This is a genomic window from Neobacillus rhizosphaerae, assembly GCF_937468385.1.
Classification (GTDB): domain Bacteria; phylum Bacillota; class Bacilli; order Bacillales; family Cytobacillaceae; genus Neobacillus; species Neobacillus rhizosphaerae.
On the sequence record NZ_CALBWS010000010.1, the window covers coordinates 96,349 to 117,698 of the forward strand.

A 21,350-nucleotide genomic window follows, 5' to 3' on the forward strand; every position below is an offset into this window, starting at 1 on the left:
TCATTTGGAATTTTTAGGAATTATCGAAGGTATTAAATCTGGTAATAAAAGAGCACTTGCAAGAGCAATAACAATCGTAGAAAACAATGAAGAAAATTATTTGGAATTGGTTTCAAAAATATATTTGAGTTCAGGTAAAGCACACATTATTGGAATAACGGGCTCACCTGGCACAGGGAAAAGTACATTGGTAGACAGAGTTGCTTCCAAATTACACATGGACGGAAAATCAATTGCCATAATAGCAATTGATCCTAGTAGTCCGTTTTCTAATGGTGCAATTTTAGGTGATAGAATACGAATGTCTAATTCTCAGAAAAACCCTGATATTTTTGTTAGAAGCATAGCATCTAGAGGGCAAGTTGGTGGATTGTCCAAATCAGTTGGAAACATAACTACACTTATGGATGTCTTTGGGTATGACTGCATTTTAATCGAAACAGTTGGTTCAGGGCAGTCAGAAATAGAAATCATGAATTTAGCACATACAACGATAGTAGTTACTGCACCAGGATTAGGGGATGAAATTCAAGCACAGAAATCTGGGATTATGGAGATTGCCAATTTGTTTGTCGTTAATAAAGCAGATTTACCAAGTGCTGAAATGACTGCTAACCAGATTCAACAAATGCTTCATACAGAATCAGTTATAAAGAGAAAGAAGGTACCCGTATTATTAACTTCTGCACTGGAAGATAAAGGAATAGAGGATCTCATTGAAAAATTGGAGGTAAGGTGGGATGAAATTAACAAAACAGGTGAAAGAGAAAGGATTGAAAATGCACATGCAACGTATAAGCTAACCGAGAGTTTGAAAGAGAAATTTTTGAGTTATATAGAAAATGAAATATTGAATGGGGCTGAATGGAATGACATTTTTAAACAAGTAATGGATAGGAAAATAAATCCTGAATACGCCGCCAACCATTTATTTACCCGATTTCTTAAAAAGGAAGCTGACGTTTGATTTAACATTCTAATTATTGATAGCGCTTTCTCTTTTGTGTGGGATCTCTTATCAAAAAATTTTAATGCTAATTTGTTCATTTATGAATCGGTAACGTTTTCTCCAGAATATCATTACAGAGTAACAACCTTATTTATGACAGAATTTCACCGAACTCAAACACGATTACTTTTGATCCTGCTATGAGAAAGGTTAAATATAAATCATTTACTAGACTCTTATAAAACAGATATTGGAGGAGAGTGAAAAATGGAAAGACAGATAAAAGTTTTAGTAACAAAGATTGGATTAGATGGTCACGATAGAGGTGCACGTGTTGTGGCCAGTTCATTTCGAAATGCAGGAATGGAAGTAATCTATACTAGTCCTTGGCAGAAGATAGAGGATGTAGTAAATATCACTCTTCAGGAAGATGTAGATATTGTTGCCATTAGTTCATTAGCCTATGATCATCTAATTGTTCCTAAATTAATTGAAGCTCTACAAAGTGAAGGCTTAGGGGACAAAAAAGTTCTTGTTGGAGGGATTATTCCAAGAGAAGATGAAGAAATGCTATTGAATGCTGGCGTTAAAAAGATCTTTCATCCTGGAGAAACCTTGGACTCTATTGTTGAATATGTAGAAAATATCATGGGCAAAACAAGTATGAAATGAGGTGTTTGAATGAAGAAAATTAAACAAGATAATTATCAGCAATGGTCAAAAGAATATCAGAAAATGAGGGGAGTTCCTGCAGAGCAAGATTTAAAGTATAACCTGTCAGGAATACCGATAAAACCAATTTACACTGCTCACGATATTAAAGAAGAAACACTGTCCTATCCTGGGGAATATCCATATACTCGTGGGTTGTACCCTACGATGTATCGAGGTAGAGGGTGGAGTAGAAGACAATTAATAGGACTAGATACTCCTGAAAGATTTAATGAAAGGCAAAGAGAAATGATAAAGGCAGGGTCAAATGCTGTAAGTTTAATATTTTGTAACAGTTTTTATCGAGGTTATGATGCGGATGCAGTTGATCCTTTACTCGTTGGGACGTGCGGAACACCGATCAATACAATCGAGGACATGGAAATTGCTTTTGATCAGATCCCAATAGACAAAATCAGTATTGCACTAAATGATCCAATAGGTTTTACTGGATTGGCCATGTTATTAGTCATAGCAGATCGTCGAGGGATTCCATATTCCAAAATAACAGGTACAAGTAACCAATCCGATTTCATATCACACTTTGTTGCTAACCATATGTTTTATCGTATTTCTCTAGAGGGAAGTTTAAAGATTTTGTTAGACCACATAAAGTACACAAACAAATATGTTCCAAATTGGAATCCAGTGAGTATTGTCGGCCAACATATGCAACAGGCTGGAGCTACTCCTGCCCAAGCATTAGCATTTACGATTTCGACAGGTATTACTTATATAGAAGAAACATTGAAACAGGGATTACTAATTGATACTTTTGCACCTCGTTTTACATTTTTTTATGATATCAGTATTAGTATGTTCGAAGAAATTGCAAAATTCCGTGCAGGAAGAAGAATATGGGCGAAGTTATTAAAGGAGCGGTTTGGAGCAAAAGATCCACGCTCTTTGCGGTTTAAATTTCATGGTCAAACATCTGGCGCTGAGCTGACAAGGCAACAACCATTAAACAATATTGTACGAGTAACTATTCAAGCTATGGCAGGGATTCTTGGAGGTGCGCAATCACTTCATACAGATTCATATGATGAAGCGCTAGGGACACCGATTGAGGAAGCTGCTAGAATTGCTATTAATACACAAAATATTTTAGCAGAGGAATCGGGTATTGCCGATGTAATTGATCCGATAGGAGGCTCCTATTATTTAGAAAGATTAACAGATCAAATGGAAGAAGAAGTTTGGGGTTACATTCAAAAAATTGATGAAATGGGTGGGATGTTAGAAGCGGTAAGAAAGGGCTATGTTCAAAAAGTCATAGGTGAATCAGCTGAAAAATATCAACGACAAGTTGATAGTAACCAAAAAGTAATTGTTGGAGTAAATAAATATCAAATCGATGAGAGTGAAGATAAACGACCAAATCTTACAAGGGTAGATCAAAAACTAGTTCAAAAACATCTAAAACGTTTAGAGAACTTCAAAAATAGAAGAGATAAAAGCAAAGTTGATGAAGCTTTAAGTAGAATTGTGTCTGCAACAAATAATGACGAATTAAATATATTCGAGGAAACAATTTTAGCCGTAAGTGTGGGATGTACACATGGTGAAATTATTGAAACACTAAGAAAATGTTACGGTTTTGGACATCCGAATATTGTTTGATTTCCTAGATCTTAAAGGAGTGATTATTCGTGTTAATGAGTAACATAATTGAAAATGTTGTCATGGAATACCCTGATAAGATAGCTACAGTATATAAAGGTATTGAAAGGACATATAAGCAATTTTATGAAAGATCAAGAAAAATCGCTTATGGATTACAACAATTAAATTCTTACAAGGGTGATCGAATAGCCATTCTCTTAAGTAATCGACCGGAATACTTTGAACTATATTTTGGAATTTTCGCTTTTGGCGGGATTGCTGTACCATTAAACACAAGACTTTCTGCTGAAGAATTAAAGTTTATTATCGTTCATTCGGGAGCAAATACAGTCGTCTATGAGGATTTGTATAAGGAAAAAATCTCCACTATTCAAAGTGAAATAAAAGGAGTTAAAAATTATATAAATATTGGAGAAAAGGATAATTTAAGTTTAAACCTTGAAGAAATCATTCATTCTGCAAAAGATGATGTTGTTGAAAGTGAAGTAGAAGAAAATGACGTAGCCTTTCTATGCTATACAAGCGGGACAACGGGAAATCCAAAAGGAGCTATGATTACACACAAAAATATGACATCAATGTGTGGTTATCAACTAATAGAGTTACCCCGTTATAGGTACTATGTAGGAATGTGTTTATTCCCTTTTTTCCATATTGGGGTAATGATGGGCCTTAATAAAATAGCTTTAGGGATGACTTGTATCTTCTCAGACTTTTCCGTAGAAGAGGTAGCAGAATTAATTGAAAAACATAAAATTAATGATTTGGATATTACAGCTACACAGTTGAAAATCTTTTCGAACAATCCACTAATTAAAAACTATGATCTTACTAGTTTAAAAACAGTATCAACAGGTGGTGGATTTTCATCAGATTCCACGATGACTAAATTCTTTTCAATGTTCCCAAAAGGACATGGAGTTATCGTAGCTAATATATACGGTATGACAGAAAATACCGCACATGTCATGAGTAATGTAATTAGTCAGAGCACTTTAGAAAGAGAAATAGAAAAATTAGACTTATTACCTAATATTAAAGCATCTGGTATGAGTGCAGGTAAACCGATATATGGGATGTTAGTGAAACTTGTTGATAAATATGGAAACCAAGTTCCTGACAATCAAGTTGGGGAGATACTTGTTAAAGGAGATACTGTTCTAAAGGGGTATTGGCAAGAGCCTGAAAAGACTAACGAGGCCGTTATTGATGGATGGTACTACACGGGTGATCTGGGTATTCGATTGAAAAGCGGAGATTATTTTGTAGTAGATAGAAAAAAAGATATGGTCCTTACTGGAGATGAAAATGTTTATGCAGCTGAAATTGAAAATATATTATCTACCCATCCATTAGTAAAAGAGGTAGCAATTATTGGTGTTCCTCATGAATTATATGGAGAAATAGTTACAGCAATCGTCGTTCCAAATGATAAGAGTCATGTTAATGAAGAAGAGCTTAGAGATTATTGCAGGGGTAAGATAGGCGGATATAAAATACCTAAATTTGTCTATTTTGTTGAACAATTACCTCGAAATGCTGCTGGTAAAATAATGAAACATAAACTAAAAGAAAATATGAATAAAATTTCCACATCATAAGATTGGCAAGGGAAATTTATTTCTTTTGAAAGAAAAAAAGATGTAAAATTATAGATATAGCTAAATAAGGTGATTATGTTACTCTTTTATTTATTTTTTCAGGAGGGAAAATAGTGTTTGAAAGAATGACTGAAGCTGTTGACAATGTTGATAGTGAATTTACCAAAAGAATTAAGAAGCTGCAAGGACGGCTACAAAATGAAAATATTGATGGCGCTATTTTTTTTCAACAGGAAGAAATCTATTATTATTCAGGTACTGGAGTAAATAGTGTACTCATAGTACCAAGTGATCAAGATCCAATTTTATTAGTAAGAATTAACTTAAAACACGGAAAGAAAGACAGCTATATATCAGATGTGAGACCATCAATGGGGATTGGAAGTATTATAGAAACGTTAAAAGAAGTATACGAAGAAAGAAAAATAGTATTAGGGCTTTCTTTTGATGTAATAAATATTATTTTATATCATAATTTGCAAAGAAAAATACCAAATGCTTTATTCGTTGATGTTCAACCTTTAGTATGGTCGCAAAGAATGATTAAGTCAGATTTTGAAATTTCACAAATTAAAATGGCAGCTGATATATCTAGTAAAGGGTTTGATCATGCTCTTTCAATATTACACAAAGGCATGACAGAAATACAGCTTCAAAAGTTAATTGAAGAAGTGACATATTCATATGGTGATGAAGGTAATATGATCCAGCGAGGGTCAAATAATAGATTAAGCTTTGGGGTTGTAGTATCAGGTGAAAATACAAGTATTATTTCAGGTAATTGGATGACAATGACGGGGTTAGGCAGGAGTGCCATTAGGCCCTATGGAGCAGGAAACCGCCAAATTTCAAATGGTGATTTGATCGTTATTGACAAAGGTACCATTTATCAAGGTTATCATGCAGATGAAGCCCGTTCCTTTGTGCTTGGAAAGGCTAATGATAGACTTAAGAATTTACAAAAGATATTAATTGAAGTACTTGATTCTACAATTGACCTGATACGTCCAGGAGCGATGGTTTCAGATATTTACCAGAAGGCAGAATCAACAGCAACTTCAAGTGGATATAAAGAAGAATTTATGGGATTAGGGCAATATGGATTTAAATATGTAGGTCATGGTATAGGTTTAGAAATCGATGAGCCACCTTTAATCTCCGCTTTTAATCATACAATACTTGAACAAGGTATGGTACTCGCTATCGAGCCTAAATTTATTTTTCCTAACGAGTTTGGTTTAACGATGGAAGAATCCGTGCTTGTTACTGAATCAGGATATGAGATATTAACGAAATTCTCACGCGACAGATTTGAGGTATAAATTACTCACATAATTCCAAGAAGGCAGTGATCATTATGGCATCATTTCGAGAGGAAAGAGCAACTCAAAAAAAACTAGATATATTAAGGACAGCAGCAAATTTATTTAACAAAAAAGGGTACCATGAAACAACAATTGAAGACATTTCTAATGAGCTTAGAATGACAAAAGGCGCTATTTATTATTATGTAAGTAGCAAGGAAGATTTATTATTCCAATGCCATGATTTGGTAGCGTCAGAGTGTATTGAAGAACTTCAGGTGATTGTTGAAAGTAACGATCATCCTTCGAAAAAGTTAAAGAATGCAATTAAATCATTAGTTTTATTTATTATTGAAGAAAATGCTGTGTTTAGTGTTATTAATAGACCCAATATGCTATCACCTGATACTCGTAAAGCGGTACTAGAACAACGCGATAAGTATGAAAAACTTTTCCAATCAATTATTGAAGAGGGTGTTCAAAAAGGAATTTTTGAAACAAATAATGTTAAATTAGCAAGGTTATTAATTTTGGGAGCAGTTAATTATATGCCTTATTGGATAAAACCTCGTGATAATCAATCAAATGATGAGATCGCTGATTTTTTCTCATGTAGCTTGCTTAAATCAGTAATCAAATAATCAATTAAATTATATGATTAGTTTGGGGGTGGGTTATTGTTTATTAAACAAGCTTTTGATGATTTTCTAAATTTAGAGTATACAAGAATAGATATTAACCAAATAAAAGTTACATTGCCTATAGTCCCCTTGTATTTAAATAGCTTAGGTGTTGTTCACGGTGGAATTATAGCAACTTTAGCCGATGTTGCATTTGGAAATTTATTGCCGATCACTAATAAAGAATGTATTCAAGAAGTTGTTACGCTTGATATAAATATAACTTACCTAGAACCTGCTACTGGAGAGTACTTAGTAGCAGTAGCTTCTCCTGAAAGAATAGGGAGAACAATTATTCATGGGGAATGTAAAATATATGATGACAAAAACAATATTGTAGCAAAATCTTCAGCGATATTAAAAAAGACATTAAATAAATAAGCATAAGAACCAGCAACTAATATCGTGCATTTAACATCTTATTGAACGTCAGTTGAAGGTTCTTATTTACCTATTTCCCTGAGGCTGATAATGCGAATTAATAGCGAATTAAGGTGGTAACACAGATATACCTCGTCCTTAGGCAATCATTTTGACTAAGGGCGAGGTTTTTTCATTTAAGGAGGAAGATATCGGAAGAGCAGGGCATCAGTGAAAATCTATATTCTTTATTCATCGGTAAGGATAATCGACTATCTAAGTCTAGGCTCAAAGCCCTGAAGATTAACATGAATCAAAAGGTAATGACAGTTGTTATTCTATGGTAGGCTCTTCCCGTTGTTTAGCTCCATTAACCAATTTCACTTTTATATCCAGTTTAATGGAATCTTTCGATAACGGAATTTTTCCATTATGTTCTGCTTGTTTCCAGGCTTTTACGTTTTTCCTATAAAGAACCTCTGATAGTCGATACACATCTGCGTCGATGTTAAGTCCCTTTGAATATGTTTCCATAACTTCTTTTTTTATTTCCTTTTCTGTTTCTGTTGCTAAGCTAGCAAGCTTCACTTTTTCCTCAAGGACATAAATTACAGCTTTAGCTTTAATCTGTACATTAAAATGAATGTTCGAATTTTTTTCGACGGGGAGTATCTTTACCTTTAACTTTTCAATCACTAGATTAACTTTTGGCCCTTCTTTACTTTTTACCTCTAGCACGTCTCGAACAAAATCTTTACTCATCCACCTAAAACCTATTGCGTGATGGTTTGTTATTTCTCCCTTAAGAGCAACAGATGTTGCAACAGCAATCCCATCTATTTTAATGGCATCATGTCTCCCCTTATCTGTTTCCCATGAATTTTTAGAAAGGCTTATGGAAGGCATAATAACCTCGTGTCCAGGCTCGTCTATCGCGATAAGCAGTTTTCTCATATCGATTGGTCGAATAAACGAACTTTGATGAAATGAGGCTTCCGGATCACTTAGCCTGGATAGGGCGGGAGACATATCAAGAATTGGAGTAGTAACGAATACTTTTGAAAGTGGTTCCTTTGTTGCATAAATCCAAATGCGATAGCGCGTCTCCCGATAGCGATCCAAGAAATCAATCGTTGCTTTGACCCCCACTTGCTTTAGCGCATTTTCTGTGAAAACAACATAGGAAAGATGGCCCCAGAAAATGCGTCTTTGGGAACTTTTATAGAGGTTGAAAATTGCTTTATCTAACGTTTTTGCCGAGGCATGGCCGACTTCAACATTTACTTGAGGTCCTCCGGCTCCGCTGGACTCAGATTTTGCCATCAATCGTAAATTTATTATTTGTAAATAAACGGTATAATGACCATCCTTATAATCCACTCCCATCCCTTGAGCATATACCATTCGCTCGGATTCATTTGTATCCCAGCAGCCTGCGATTGGGATTCCAGCCAGCACGATCAATGTAAGAAACAAGTGTTTTATCAGTTTTCTCTTCATTAGGATTCCCCTTCTTTTCGGGCAGAATCGTTAGGGTTCAGAGAGTTTTCTCTACTGACTTTTTTGGAATCAGGTAAACGAAAAACAGATTTTAAGATATTCATCATATCAATTCGGGTGGCTAAGCCTAAATAAGGGACCCCAAAAATCCGAATTTTAGCAATGTAAATTAAAATAATAAACATTGAGATAAAAAAACCAAAAAAGCCCAAAAGAGAAACGCAAAAAATGACAAAAAATCGTATTATCGAAACTGTTCCGATTAACCACTGGTTTACCAGTGTAAAAGTAGCAATAGTCGAGCCTGAAATGACAACAAGCATGGCAGGATTTGTTAAACCTGCTCTAATTGCCGCATCTCCTATAATAAGTCCGCCTATTACGCTGAGTGATTGTCCTACTGCAGTTGGCAAGCGCAGGCCAGCTTCCCGAAATAATTCAAATATAACCAACATTAATAAGGCTTCAAGAGCAGTGGGCAGAGGAACTCCTCTTCTCGATTCTACAATTGTTGCTAAAAGCGTGAGCGGAAGCTGATTCTGATGGAAAGCAGAGAGTGCAACCCAGAAACCCGGAAGGAAAGTGGCTATAAGAATTCCGACAAGTCTCATTAATCTCTCAAAGGAGTTATAAGCATAGTTCTGCTCTTTATCCTCGCTACTCTTTAACAGAAAGAACAGGTTTACCGGTGTAATGTAGGCATATGCAATCCCATCGATTAAAATCATGATTCTGCCATTAAGGAGAGATTGAACGGCAAAGTCCGGCCGTCCCGTATAGGCATGACGCGGAAAGAAACCAAATGGGTTTTTATCTATTAATTCTTCTAATTGTGTACCGCTAAATAGGCCATCAATATCAATAGCAGACAACTTTTCCATGATGCTTTGTAAAATTTCCTTATCAGTAATATCGTCTATATAAAGAACAGAAACTTTCGTTCTGGTTCGCTTGCCAATTTCAAGCGATTTACTGGCAAGCGAGGTTGTTCGAAGTCGTTTTCGAATTAATGCGATGTTGATTGAAATGTCTTCGATAAAATTGTCACGTGGACCTAAGATACTTATTTCTGTTTTTGTTTCTTCAGGGTTTCGCTGTGGCCGTTCTGAAATGTCCACCAGAAAAAGGCTTCCCGGTATATTAAAATTCAACAACAATTTTCCGGAAAAAATCTCTGAAACTGCTTCATCTTCATTTTCTACCAATTTTAGAGAAGGGAGGCGAAGGAGTTCGTGAATCTTTTCCTTGCTAGGTTCTATTTGTAATTGCGAAAAAAAAGCATCAAGACGTTCGGGAACCGTTTGATAAAGCATATCGTTTCTAACTAACCCTTGACAGTAAATAAGCATCACCTTGTGCTGATTAAATGTAAAAGGATCAAATTTTACATCTTCGTTTTTTTTGAATAACTCCCGAAGAGTTTGTTCGTTAAGGGACTTTGCGGCTGTTGAAATATCCTTTTTATCAGGACTTTTGGTTATAGTCAGAGTGGTTTTCTTGTGCTTTTTCTTAAACATCATTGTTCGGCCTCCAACTTTTTCTTTCAAAGAACGCTACCAATAGACCGAGGAAGACTGATAAGCCTAAGAAGAACCAAACTGTAAATGGTAAAATGATTGCAGTTAAAAATCCCATGAATTGAAAATCAGTGATTGGCAGTAATGTTATAGCAGTAATTGCAGCTAATATAAATAACAGATACCATTTTTGTTTTTGTTTAAATGGAAGATATTCCTTTATTAACAGCAAAAGTAATGAAATTCGGATAAATGCACCTGATAGCCATTGGTAGATGGATAAAAAGTCGACGTGTTCAATAAAATTTCCCAGAGAGGCCAGCCCCCATTCCTCGTATGGAGGAAATCGCTGTTTTGATGCTTCAACGGGTCCAAATTCAATCACAGCTCCTATAAGAGGACCAACTGTTAACAATGTTAAAATGATTGAAGCTATTACAAAATGACGAAATCGAATGGGTGTTTCAGTTTTGTGTTGAAGAAATAGAAGCAGCATTAATTCAACCATCCCTGAACATTGGTATACCGTACCTTTTAAAACGGGCCGAAACCCATATTCGAGAAAGGGCATAAGAAGTGAAAAATTCTTGAATTGAATATTCGCAAGCGCCACAAAAAAGCCGAGAACAATAATAAAAAATAAAAGGCAAATATTAACGATACTCAAGGTACGCAGACTCGTCCCTGCCAGCATCCAACAAACCAAAGCAAAACAAGCTGCCATTAAAAAAAAAGGGGTCTTCGGCAGGAAAGAAATACTGACCCAAGTAATTGTCTCCCTTAATGTCACCCCTGCTAAAATGGTAAGATAAAGGATAATAATGAAAAAAATAATGTTGCCTAGCCCTTTTCCAGTATATTTTTGCATCCATGTATTCAAGTGCTCTTGCTTTGTTTTTTTATGAATAAAAAATAGAAGAGGAATCCAGAGAAGTACCAAAAAAAGTGAAACAATCACACTTAACCAAGAATCTCTTCCTACAGTTTGTATCAGTGGTGAAATAATAGTGACATGATTCTTTAAGCCAATCGCAGTCATAGATAATAGGATTAATTGAAATACTGTAATCGAATCTGACTTTTTTATAGCTATCCCCCCCAAAAGTATAATAATGGTAATTATTGTTTGTATTTCACTTTTATTTATTCTTGTTATATTTTATTTTTGTAGATTCGAAGAAAAATGGTTTGATCAGCTTTAGTCATATGGAGAACATGGCTGTCATCAAAAAGAATGGAAAAGGTGCCTGACACCATTTTGATTAACACATAGATCGACTTTGTCAGGAACTAAGGACGCATCAAAGAGAGGATTTTCAGATGAATACTTCATTAGAAATGTTAATACATTTATTCGAACGGGCGGCTTTGCTCTTGATTTGTTTGTTTTTTATGATACGGGTCCCAAGATTTAAGGAATCGCTTCAAAAAGACCGCCATTCTCTTATAGAACGAGTTGTCATTACGCTTGTGTTTTGCCTATTTGCCATATTTGGTACATATTCAGGCATTAAAGTGGAAGGTTCACTTGTGAATGTCAGGATTATCGCCATCGTGTCTGGGGGGATTTTGTTTGGACCCTGGGTGGGAATTATTACAGGCATAGTGTCGGGAGTTCATCGGTATTTGATTGATATTGGAGGAATTACTTCGATACCATGCCTAATTTCGAGCATTATAGCAGGGATTGTATCGGGATATATTAATCGAAGAGTGAAGCGGTCGTTGCGTTGGATTTATGGAATAGCAGCAGGGATGTTGTGCGAAGTCTTGACCATGCTGCTGATTCTTGTGATGGCAGAACCTTTTGAACTTGGTTTGGACATCGTCTCAAAGATTGCCTTTCCAATGATTGCAGGTGAGGTCAACATTGGCCTGATAGTATTGCTTGTTATGAGTGTTGAAGGTGAAAAAGAAGGGATTGCGGCAAGACAGGCTAAGTTAGCCTTAGATATTGCCAACAAGACATTACCCTATTTTCGTTCTGTTAATTCAGATTCATTAAGAAAGATATGCAGTATTATCAAAAATGATATAAAGGCTGATGCTGTAGCGATCACGGATACTCATAATGTGCTCGCATATGTTGGGTTTGGCGAAGAGCGATATGTGATTGGCGAGGAAATTATCAGTGATTTGTCAAAAGAGGCTATTCACAGCGGGAAAATCATCATCCGGAATCAAATTGCCGATCAGAATACACCCCAAATCCACTCCCTTCTCATTATGCCTTTTGAGGAGAGAGGAGAGGTGACGGGAACACTCAAGATCTATTACCGCAAAGCCTATAAGATGACTTATTCACTGCAGACAATGGCCATCGGACTATCGCAAATCATTTCCACGCTGATGGAGATATCTCGTATCGAACAGATTAAGGAAGCGGCTAATAAGGCAGAGCTGAAGGCGCTCCAAACCACAATAAATCCGCATTTCCTGTTTAATGCACTGAATGCAATTGCGTCCACCACAAGAAAGAATCCAGAAAAGGCACGTGAGTTAATCATCAATCTTTCTGGCTATATGCGGTACAATTTAGAGGTAAGTGATGAATTAATTGATATACACAAAGAATTGGAGCAGGTCCGAGATTATGTTGAAATAGAAAAGGCACGTTTCGGCAGCCGTCTAAAGGTAGAATACGAAATAGACGAAGTAAATGTAAGAACTCCGAGCCTGCTCATCCAGCCTTTAGTGGAGAATGCCATTATCCATGGCATATTAAAGACAAAGGGCCCAGGAATTGTCACCATTGCAGTGAAGGATTTGGAAGACAGAATAAGAATAAGTGTGAAGGATACTGGGACTGGAATCAGCGAAGAAGTGATAAAAAATTTGCAGCATGACTATGTACCTGCCAAACAAATCGGCTTGTATAACGTTCACCAGCGAGTAAAACTCATCTATGGAAAAGGGCTTGTCATTCATCGACTAACACCTGGAACAGAAGTTTCTTTCGATATTGTAAAGGAGAAAATATGAAAGCGATTATTGTTGAAGATGAAATTCCAGCTCGAGAGGAACTGGAGTATTTAATTGAAGCCTACAGTAAAATCGAAGTTACCAATTTCTTTGATGACGGCTTAGATGTTTTAAAATTTTTGCAAGAGCAGGAAACAGATGCGATTTTTTTGGATATTAACATTCCGTCACTTGATGGGATGCTGTTAGCTAGTACGATCTGTAAATTTACAAAAAAACCTTATATTATCTTTACAACTGCCTATAAAGAACATGCAGTACAGGCTTTTGAACTTGAAGCTTTTGATTATATCTTAAAACCTTATGATGAGAAGCGGATTGCCGCAATGCTTCGCAAACTGGAAGCAGTTTATCAACGAGATCATGCTGAATCGATGATTCAGGAGATGAAACTAAAATCTAACCAGGTATCGCCGTTGCCTGAAGAGGAAATCAGTTCTAGGGTTTCAAGCCGAATTAATTTGAAAAAAAACGATAAAATTATCGTGACCGATGTCAATGATATTTATTACGCTTTAGCTAGTGAAAAGGTTACGTTAGTTTATACCGAGCAAGAGGAGTACACTATGCCGATGAGCATATCGGAGTTTTATTCACTACTGCCTCAGGACCTTTTCTTTCGCTGTCATCGTTCTTATACTGTAAACTTGACCAAGATCCGTGAAATTGTTCCATGGTTTAACCAAACCTATATGCTGCGTTTAAAGGATCTTACAGTGGAAATTCCAGTAAGCCGAAGCAAAGTGATAGAGTTTCGACAAATCATGCGGCTATAACCTCCGTTCATTCCGAATAATATGCATCTCGTTCTGAAAACGATTTCGTCTTTTTTTTCGGTGGTATGATGATGATACAAACAAAATCAAATAAGGATTCTGATATTGAAAATCATCATGTATCTACTGGAAGAAAAGAGGAGATTGAAATGAAATCAAGCACAGATCGTCGATGGCTGATTGTGTTGGGGACTATTTTCGTGCAAATGGGATTAGGTACTATTTATACGTGGAGTCTTTTTAACCAGCCGTTAGTAGAACTCTTCGGTTGGAAGTTAAGTTCGGTTGCTTTTACTTTTTCCATTACTAGCTTAGCATTGGCAATATCCACGTTGTTTGCCGGGAAACTGCAGGATAAATGGGGGCTTCGCCGTCTAATTCGCTGTGCCGGTTTTGTGTTGGGAGCAGGATTAATACTCAGTTCCCAGGTTTCATCGTTGTGGATGCTCTACATATTGGCAGGTATTGTGGTTGGGGCAGCAGACGGTACTGCTTACATTACTTCCTTATCTAATTTAATTAAGTGGTTTCCTAATAGAAAAGGACTTATTTCTGGAATCTCTGTTGGGGCCTATGGTACGGGAAGCTTGTTATTCAAATTCATTAACGGTTCACTTATTCAATCAGTTGGCGTTTCTCAAGCTTTTTTCTTCTGGGGATTCATCGTCATGGTCATGGTTGTGGGCGGATCATTCCTAGTTCGGGAAGCAAAAATAAGCAATCAGTCGCAAACACTTGATGGAATTCAACAGAAAGACTTTACAATCAAAGAAATGCTGAAAACGAAGCAAGCTTACTTATTATTTGTGATCTTTTTCACAGCTTGTATGAGGGGCTTATACCTAATTGGGATCGTCAAAGACATTGGTGTTAGTTTGGCACATCTTGATATTGCAGCTGCAAGTAATGCTGTCGCAATCGTTGCCATCTCTAATACATCTGGCCGACTTATTCTTGGAGCACTATCAGATAAAGTAGGCCGTTTGAAAGTGGTAGCAGGTGCACTTCTTGTAACGGCAGTAGCTGTTACTGTATTAAGTTTTGTTCATCTGAATTTTGGCTTGTTCTACACCTGTGTGGCAGGGATTGCTTTCTGTTTCGGCGGTAATATTACCATATTCCCTGCCATCGTAGCTGATTTCTTTGGTTTGAAAAATCAGAGTAAAAACTACGGAATCATTTATCAAGGCTTCGGACTTGGTGCCATATCCGGATCATTTATTGCTTCAGCCCTAGGTGGTTTCATACCTACATTCAAGCTTATTGCAGTCTTGAGCATCGTCTCATTACTAATCGCATTGACTACAAAGGCGCCAGGTTATCGACAACCTAAATCGAAGGAGAGAAAGAATCACGAGAAAATTCGCAGCATGACACCGGACACAAGAGCAAGTTAATCTATTAAGAATATGAAGAAAGGCAACGAACCCTTTACTTTGGTCGTTGCCTTTCTTCTTTGTGGAAAAGGGGCGGAGCGCTGCTAAAATGAATCACTTTAACCAATTAAAGTGAAATACCCATTTCACTAAACGAAAGATGTGAAGTCTAGCTCTGCTCTCACCGCCTTTATTAGGTGACTACTGCTTGTTCTCTAAATTTATTTCCATGTTGGGTTGGGAGTTGAGGCTCAAGATAGTTTTTTTGGGGTCTGATCCCAAATGTTTAGATACTTATAAACCATGCATTTCCGCTTCCGCATGATCCCACGAAACGGAATAACCTTGTCCTTTTGAACAGAAAATCGAAGACGAAGTATATTCAGGATCAGCATCTTTATTGTAACTTTTCCTTTCAATTACCTCGGTCTGATTATGACAAGGGTAATAGCCGCCAACTACTAAATTCAAGATGCCTTTCCCTTGGGTAATAGAGGCAAATTCAGGGCCATAGTTCATGAAGGTTGCCACCGGCACTTTCCCGGTTAAAATGGCTTTGTTTCCGTCGGTTATCGGCGGGTCGAAGCTGCCATGTGCCTGCTGAATATCGGTCAGCACTTTACCGATAAGATCCAAATCGATCTTGATTTTAAAATCATAAAATGGTTCGAGCAATAAGTTTGTTGCTTTTTCCAGTCCTTGCCGTAATGCTCGGTAAGCGGCCTCTCTAAAGTCGCCCCCGGAGGTGTGTTTAATATGGGCTCGTCCTGTTAGTAACGTGATTTTCACATCGGTAATGGGGGAGCCTGATAGTATCCCATGATGATCCCGCTCAAACAGGTGATTACGGATTACGTTCTGAGTTCCGACTGTCAAGTGATCGGTATGGCAGACACTTTCAAAAGTAATGCCACTATTTCTAGCCGTAGGTTCTAATTTCAGATGGACTTCGGCATAATGCCCTAACGGTTCGAAATGGCCGTACCCAATTACCTCAGAACTAATTGTTTCTTTATATAAAATTTCCGGTTCAGCAAAGGTGACATCGAAATGAAACCGTTCCTTTACGATAAGTTTTAGCACCTCTAGTTGTATCGTCCCCATGATATGAATATGAATTTCTTGCGTACGTTCTTCCCAGGTTACATTCAGAGCTGGGTCTTCTGCATCTAGGATTTTAAAACACCGCAATACCTCTTTTACATTTATTGATGGATCAACCATCACTTTGGATTGTAACGCCGATTTCATTTCATAATCAGCTTTTTCTTTTACTGTTCCTATGCCGTCACCAGCGGAGGCCGACGTCAGTCCTGTAACGGCAAAAATATCTCCGGCTGAAACTAAATCGACAGCCTTAAATTTAGTACCATTATACATACGAATTTGTGTAATTTTTTCGGAAATGAGGTTTTTATCACCGCCATAGCTTATTTCATCACGTACTTTTAAAGTACCACTTAAGGCTTTAATAAACGTGATTCTTGTGCCTTTTTCATCATAGCGAATCTTATAGACTCTTCCAGCAAAGGGTTCTTCGCTTAGATAATTTGTTGATGTTAACATCTCTAATTTTTCTAAAAAGCTACTGATTCCTATATCCTGTAAAGCGGAGCCGCTGGCACATGGGGAAATTTGCTTTTCCTGTATCAGCTTTTTCATCGTTTCTAGCCAAAGATCCGGTTGATAGCCAGTTTCCATGTATATTTCCAAAAGGGATTCATTGCGTTCCGCCATAAATTCGATCAGTTCTTCATTCATTTTCCCCTTGGTTAACGTTTCAGTCATGTCAAAGACATCAGTGGTTAAATTGGCGCGAATTTCTTCCAAGACCTTTAAGGCATCAGCACCAACCCGATCGGTTTTGTTAATAAAGAAAAAGGTTGGCACGTGATGCTTTTGGAGGAGACGCCAGACTGTTTCCGTATGGCCTTCGATTCCTTCCACCGCGCTCAAAATCACTATTGCATAATCCATTACTCTAATCGCTCGCTCCATTTCTGGAGAAAAGTCGACATGTCCTGGGGTATCAATCAAGTAATAATTGGATTCGTTCAATGAAAACATCGCTTGGTCAGCAAAAACCGTAATGCCTCTTTGTTTTTCAATTTCATGCGTATCGAGAAAGGTATCCTGATGATCGACACGGCCTCTTTGCCTAATTGCTTTTGTATGGAAAAGCAGCTGTTCCGCCAATGTAGTTTTTCCGGCATCCACATGGGCAAACATCCCAATCGTTTTCTTCATCCTGTCACCTCTAAATGTCCTAAGCTATTCATAAACCTATTATAACAAAAAGAACCTTTTTTCAGATGATGAAACGAACGCATGTAATGGGGATAGCTAATAAGCTAATCAAGAATTGATTCGTTTAAAAATTCCGAATAAATCGTTGTTTGGAATATGGTAAGATTGATATAAATTAGAATTTATTTATTTTCAAACTGGTTATATAAACTAAAGATTTAATGGGGGAAATACATTGGCTAACATCTTTGCCATTATTGTGTTTTTTTTACTTTTACAATGGGATAAAGGGAAGAAAAGAAAAATGAAAGATCTTGTGATTAACGTTATAATCCTATCGGTGTTACTTTTCCTAAGCAATTTGATTGGGGACTATCTTAAAAATAATTGGCATGTATCGATTCCGTTCATTAAACAAGTTCCTGAAAATGTAAAGTTGTGGTTCGGTGGAACCTTGTTTTTTGGTATTTGCTGTGCTTTCTCTGTGAAGGGCTGGATTAACCAAAACCAACAAAAAAAGGCAAGTATCACTGGAGAAAAATAGAGCAACTTAAATTGTTTTGGTGGGTTAGAAATTCGTTTTTCGGTACATGTATTCTCTTAATAGAATAAAATGATTGTTAAACCAAAAGAGTCATAAGCCGCATATTCTGGATATTTCCGAATGGATAGTGCAAGAATAATGACAAAAGGAGTGAAAAAAATGGAGCAAGAAAAGGATTATGTTGCGGCAGAACTTTCGCCTCATTTAGTAAGTGAGATTCAAACTCTGGAGGATAAATTAAGCGAAGAATCACATAAAGAAGTGGTCGTTATAGCTTATGAAAAAGAGTAACTAAGAAACATTTTTTCCACCTTGCAGATTAGTGAAACCATGCAACATGTTCGGGAAAATTCAAACAGATTATCCTTAATCAGAAGAAAACTGGAATTGAAAAGGTACATTAATCAAGAAATAGAAAAGAGTGGTGCATGAATTTCAATGCTTCCACTCTTTTTTTATACCCAAATGGCACTTATGGTTGAATATATGTTTGGTGTTTTTTGGAAAAAAAGCCAAAAATCCAGATAAATGAGCCAATATCGTGAAGAAATGAGCCATATCTATTGAATATGAGCCATTAACATAAAAAAATGAGCCAATATCACCGAAAAATGAGCCAATCAATTTTTCTAAAAGGAATCTGGTCATCGATGGAATGGAAATACACTCCTTCTCTTGTATTATTGTTGGTAATTACCCAAATGCAAGGGAATATACCAATAAATAATATAAAATAAGTAGTACTAAATCTCATAAGAAGGAGAGTTGTCTTCCTTTGAAAATAGAAACTAGAACCCCATTAAGACCTCCATCATTTCCGTTTCAAAGAGGATTTTATCTCCCTGTTTTAGGAAAATTCTGGCTCAGTCACGGACTAGCACTTACATGGATGGTGTTTTCTATTTATCTTTCAGTCCCTTGGGTAAAGGAATTGGGGGAAGTTGTAACGGTTCCTGTCGCCATTGTTCTCATTACAGGCATTGCTTATTTACCAGGATATTTAAATGCTTTCATGGTGGTCAGTCTCTTGTTTGATCGACAGCCAGCTTTTAAAACGCTTGATCCCAAAGAATCTTTAAGTATATTAATTGCTTGTTGGAATGAAGAGAAGGCGATTCCTGGGACCTTACAGCAATTAGCGAAACAAGACTATGAAGGATTGATGCGCATTTATGTCATTGATAATCATTCGACAGACGATACAGCAGAGGTTGCAAAACGGATAGGAAACGAATTGGGACTCGATATTCACGTCCTTTTTGAGGAAACGCCTGGAAAACACCATGCCTTAAATAATGCTCTTTCATTTGTGGATACAAAATATGTCATTACGCTAGATGCCGATACATTACTACATCCTCAGGCCGTTCGTCGTTTAGTTGCTCGCATGGAATCCGCACCAGAAGAGGTATGTGCGGTAGCGGGAGCCGTTCTTGTTCGTAATAGCCGTGAAAACTGGTTAGCCAGACTTCAAGAATGGGATTACTTTTTAGGTATTGCCTCGATTAAACGTCTTCAAGGCTTGTATCAAGGGACCCTTGTCGCACAAGGAGCCTACAGTCTCTATCTAACAGATGTTATCAATGAGGTTGGTGGTTGGCCCGATGCTATCGGAGAAGATATTGTCCTTACATGGGCGTTTTTAGAGAAAAACTATAAGGTCTTTTTTGAGCCAACTGCGATTGCCTTTACCGATGTACCAACGAAATTTAGTCACTTCGCCCGCCAACGCAGCCGCTGGGCAAGGGGAATGATTGAAGCGCTAAAACAAGTAAAACCGTGGGCACAGCCTAGGATTTTCACTCGTTATTTAACAGGCTCGAACCTAGTGATGCCATTCCTGGATTTTGTTTACACATTTGCATGGATCCCAGGACTCATCTTGAGCTTTTTTGGTATCTTCTGGATCGTCGGAGCTCATACTCTACTCGTTTTACCTCTAGCATTGCTCTCCAATTATTTGCTTTATCGATACCAAAAAGGGGTTTTTCGTGAATTAGGATTGCATATTCGAAAAAATCGGATCGGATTTATCTTTTTTGTCTTGTGCTATCAATTAATCATGTCTCCTGTTTCAGTTTGGGGTTACGTGCAAGAATTCATGCAGCGTCAAAGGGTATGGAAATGAATCTGTTAAGTGGGAAGTCGAAGCCTATTATGGAAAAACCTAAAAAATATGAACTCATCAAATGGATGGGTTCTTTAAATTAAATTACTTCATTTTACAAAGATACAACACTGTTTCATAATCAAAAATTACCCTTCCATTTTTATTGTGTTTATCGAATAGAAGTTTAAATTCTGAAATCATGGTACTAAATATTGTTTTTTCCTCACTGGGAATATATGAATAAGATATTAAATCCCCTTGTAGTCGCTCAAAATTAAATATCTGAGGATTATCGAATACCTCTTTGTAAATTGTTTTTGAATCAACGACATCTGACAAATTTGTATGAAGTGGTTTACTTACATCACTCTCAGAATATTTGCTAATTAATTCTGCGTATCTATTCATAAATTCACTGCCGAGTTTTCTTCTGTTATTTATAATTACTACGAACCCATCAGGCTTCAATATTCTAAGAAATTCTTTTTTTGTTGTTTCTGGTTCAAACCAATGAAATGCTTGTCCGCAAACAATTACGTCTATTGATTCCGATTCTAATTTCGTACATTCAGAAGAAGCATCTATGGAATAAAAATTCGTATAGTTATATAAATACCTTTCTCCTGCTCTCCTCATATCCTCATTAGGCTCTACACCATATACTTTATTTCCATTGTCCAAAAATAATTTGGAAGAAATACCAGTTCCTGAGCCTATGTCAGCAATAATAGATTCTTTTGTAAAACTTGTATTGGTGTTTAAAAATTTTATTATATTATTTGGATAGTTAGGTCTATATTTTCCGTAATTTTCTACACGATTACTAAATCTCCCTTTAGGATTAAATTCCGATAAGTCCATATTGTCCACCCCTAAATTACTATATCTAATTAACTTGACACGCAATTTTATACAAGTGTGTACTAAATTATAGTGTATCTATATGATAATTATAACATTAATTCCATAAATATAAGTTTTTGGCATTTAGTTAATAGATGGTCGTTGCGGCGACTTTTTTCTTGTTCAGCTAACGTGGCAGAATAGTTAAATAAAAAGCACTATAA

Annotated in this window: 18 protein-coding genes; 13 read left to right on the forward strand and 5 right to left on the reverse strand. The window is 36.7% G+C overall.

Annotated elements, in window-relative coordinates:
* The first annotated feature begins 4 nt into the window (after positions 1 to 4).
* The 7 genes from meaB (at position 5) to M5A78_RS10070 (ending at position 7,252) form a co-directional block, all read left to right on the forward strand.
* The gene (gene meaB, locus M5A78_RS10040; protein WP_248735132.1) at positions 5 to 967 is read left to right on the forward strand and encodes a methylmalonyl Co-A mutase-associated GTPase MeaB; all 963 of its coding nucleotides are present in this window, start codon (positions 5 to 7) and stop codon (positions 965 to 967) included.
* Between the two features lie 249 nt (positions 968 to 1,216).
* On the forward strand, positions 1,217 to 1,621 hold the full coding sequence (locus M5A78_RS10045; protein ID WP_248735133.1) for a cobalamin B12-binding domain-containing protein: 405 nt from the start codon (positions 1,217 to 1,219) through the stop codon (positions 1,619 to 1,621).
* A gap of 9 nt (positions 1,622 to 1,630) precedes the next feature.
* On the forward strand, positions 1,631 to 3,283 hold the full coding sequence (locus M5A78_RS10050) for an acyl-CoA mutase large subunit family protein (protein WP_248735134.1): 1,653 nt from the start codon (positions 1,631 to 1,633) through the stop codon (positions 3,281 to 3,283).
* 35 nt (positions 3,284 to 3,318) lie between these two features.
* Positions 3,319 to 4,887 carry a class I adenylate-forming enzyme family protein gene (locus tag M5A78_RS10055; protein WP_248735157.1) on the forward strand — a complete coding sequence of 523 codons (1,569 nt, stop codon included), beginning with the start codon at positions 3,319 to 3,321 and terminating at the stop codon, positions 4,885 to 4,887.
* Positions 4,888 to 5,000: 113 nt separating this feature from the next.
* The gene (locus M5A78_RS10060; RefSeq protein ID WP_248735135.1) at positions 5,001 to 6,209 is read left to right on the forward strand and encodes a M24 family metallopeptidase; all 1,209 of its coding nucleotides are present in this window, start codon (positions 5,001 to 5,003) and stop codon (positions 6,207 to 6,209) included.
* 35 nt (positions 6,210 to 6,244) lie between these two features.
* Positions 6,245 to 6,832, forward strand: coding sequence for a TetR/AcrR family transcriptional regulator (locus M5A78_RS10065; RefSeq protein WP_248735136.1), 588 nt, complete (start codon positions 6,245 to 6,247; stop codon positions 6,830 to 6,832).
* A gap of 36 nt (positions 6,833 to 6,868) precedes the next feature.
* Positions 6,869 to 7,252: a PaaI family thioesterase gene (locus M5A78_RS10070; protein ID WP_248735137.1), complete on the forward strand. Its 384-nt coding sequence runs from the start codon at positions 6,869 to 6,871 to the stop codon at positions 7,250 to 7,252.
* A gap of 312 nt (positions 7,253 to 7,564) precedes the next feature.
* Here M5A78_RS10070 and M5A78_RS10075 read toward each other — a convergent pair whose 3' ends face one another.
* Genes M5A78_RS10075 through M5A78_RS10085 form a run of 3 tightly spaced genes read right to left on the reverse strand, consistent with a single transcriptional unit; the run spans position 7,565 to position 11,350 of the window.
* The gene (locus tag M5A78_RS10075) at positions 7,565 to 8,731 is read right to left on the reverse strand and encodes a Ger(x)C family spore germination protein (protein WP_248735138.1); all 1,167 of its coding nucleotides are present in this window, start codon (positions 8,729 to 8,731) and stop codon (positions 7,565 to 7,567) included.
* On the reverse strand, positions 8,731 to 10,251 hold the full coding sequence (locus tag M5A78_RS10080) for a spore germination protein (protein WP_248735139.1): 1,521 nt from the start codon (positions 10,249 to 10,251) through the stop codon (positions 8,731 to 8,733). Before M5A78_RS10080 ends, M5A78_RS10075 begins: the two co-directional genes overlap by 1 nt.
* Positions 10,241 to 11,350 (reverse strand): GerAB/ArcD/ProY family transporter, encoded by a 1,110-nt coding sequence (locus M5A78_RS10085; protein WP_264760450.1) that lies wholly within the window; start codon positions 11,348 to 11,350, stop codon positions 10,241 to 10,243. Before M5A78_RS10085 ends, M5A78_RS10080 begins: the two co-directional genes overlap by 11 nt.
* Before the next feature lie 218 nt (positions 11,351 to 11,568).
* On the opposite strand from M5A78_RS10085, the gene M5A78_RS10090 reads away from it, so the two are divergent.
* The 3 genes from M5A78_RS10090 to M5A78_RS10100 all read left to right on the forward strand — a co-directional run bounded on the left by M5A78_RS10090 (position 11,569) and on the right by M5A78_RS10100 (position 15,403).
* Positions 11,569 to 13,230 carry a sensor histidine kinase gene (locus tag M5A78_RS10090; RefSeq protein WP_248735140.1) on the forward strand — a complete coding sequence of 554 codons (1,662 nt, stop codon included), beginning with the start codon at positions 11,569 to 11,571 and terminating at the stop codon, positions 13,228 to 13,230.
* Entirely contained in the window at positions 13,227 to 14,006 is a 780-nt protein-coding gene (locus M5A78_RS10095) for a LytR/AlgR family response regulator transcription factor (RefSeq protein ID WP_248735141.1), read from the forward strand. Before M5A78_RS10090 ends, M5A78_RS10095 begins: the two co-directional genes overlap by 4 nt.
* Before the next feature lie 149 nt (positions 14,007 to 14,155).
* Positions 14,156 to 15,403 carry an L-lactate MFS transporter gene (locus tag M5A78_RS10100; RefSeq protein WP_248735159.1) on the forward strand — a complete coding sequence of 416 codons (1,248 nt, stop codon included), beginning with the start codon at positions 14,156 to 14,158 and terminating at the stop codon, positions 15,401 to 15,403.
* A gap of 273 nt (positions 15,404 to 15,676) precedes the next feature.
* Here the strand turns inward: M5A78_RS10100 and M5A78_RS10105 are convergent, their stop codons facing one another.
* The gene (locus M5A78_RS10105; protein ID WP_248735142.1) at positions 15,677 to 17,629 is read right to left on the reverse strand and encodes an elongation factor G; all 1,953 of its coding nucleotides are present in this window, start codon (positions 17,627 to 17,629) and stop codon (positions 15,677 to 15,679) included.
* 235 nt (positions 17,630 to 17,864) lie between these two features.
* On the opposite strand from M5A78_RS10105, the gene M5A78_RS10110 reads away from it, so the two are divergent.
* From M5A78_RS10110 to M5A78_RS10115, 3 genes are all read left to right on the forward strand, one after another.
* Complete coding sequence (locus M5A78_RS10110) at positions 17,865 to 18,173, forward strand: hypothetical protein (RefSeq protein ID WP_248735143.1); 309 nt, start codon at positions 17,865 to 17,867, stop codon at positions 18,171 to 18,173.
* A gap of 159 nt (positions 18,174 to 18,332) precedes the next feature.
* The gene (locus M5A78_RS24710) at positions 18,333 to 18,464 is read left to right on the forward strand and encodes a hypothetical protein (protein ID WP_264760451.1); all 132 of its coding nucleotides are present in this window, start codon (positions 18,333 to 18,335) and stop codon (positions 18,462 to 18,464) included.
* A 490-nt stretch (positions 18,465 to 18,954) separates the two neighbouring features.
* Entirely contained in the window at positions 18,955 to 20,301 is a 1,347-nt protein-coding gene (locus M5A78_RS10115; protein ID WP_248735160.1) for a glycosyltransferase family 2 protein, read from the forward strand.
* Between the two features lie 84 nt (positions 20,302 to 20,385).
* Here the strand turns inward: M5A78_RS10115 and M5A78_RS10120 are convergent, their stop codons facing one another.
* A complete protein-coding gene (locus M5A78_RS10120) occupies positions 20,386 to 21,144 on the reverse strand; it encodes a class I SAM-dependent methyltransferase (RefSeq protein WP_248735144.1) in 759 nt (252 codons plus the stop codon).
* Positions 21,145 to 21,350 lie beyond the last annotated feature (206 nt).

Coding starts and splice junctions, on each gene's coding strand:
- M5A78_RS10045 (WP_248735133.1), top strand. CDS start 1,217: ATGGAAAGACAGATAAAAGTTTTAGTAACAAAGATTGGATTAGATGGT.
- M5A78_RS10075 (WP_248735138.1), bottom strand. CDS start 8,731: ATGAAGAGAAAACTGATAAAACACTTGTTTCTTACATTGATCGTGCTG.
- M5A78_RS24710 (WP_264760451.1), top strand. CDS start 18,333: ATGGAGCAAGAAAAGGATTATGTTGCGGCAGAACTTTCGCCTCATTTA.
- M5A78_RS10065 (WP_248735136.1), top strand. CDS start 6,245: ATGGCATCATTTCGAGAGGAAAGAGCAACTCAAAAAAAACTAGATATA.
- M5A78_RS10120 (WP_248735144.1), bottom strand. CDS start 21,144: ATGGACTTATCGGAATTTAATCCTAAAGGGAGATTTAGTAATCGTGTA.
- M5A78_RS10055 (WP_248735157.1), top strand. CDS start 3,319: ATGAGTAACATAATTGAAAATGTTGTCATGGAATACCCTGATAAGATA.
- M5A78_RS10105 (WP_248735142.1), bottom strand. CDS start 17,629: ATGAAGAAAACGATTGGGATGTTTGCCCATGTGGATGCCGGAAAAACT.
- M5A78_RS10080 (WP_248735139.1), bottom strand. CDS start 10,251: ATGATGTTTAAGAAAAAGCACAAGAAAACCACTCTGACTATAACCAAA.
- M5A78_RS10090 (WP_248735140.1), top strand. CDS start 11,569: ATGAATACTTCATTAGAAATGTTAATACATTTATTCGAACGGGCGGCT.
- M5A78_RS10100 (WP_248735159.1), top strand. CDS start 14,156: ATGAAATCAAGCACAGATCGTCGATGGCTGATTGTGTTGGGGACTATT.
- M5A78_RS10095 (WP_248735141.1), top strand. CDS start 13,227: ATGAAAGCGATTATTGTTGAAGATGAAATTCCAGCTCGAGAGGAACTG.
- M5A78_RS10050 (WP_248735134.1), top strand. CDS start 1,631: ATGAAGAAAATTAAACAAGATAATTATCAGCAATGGTCAAAAGAATAT.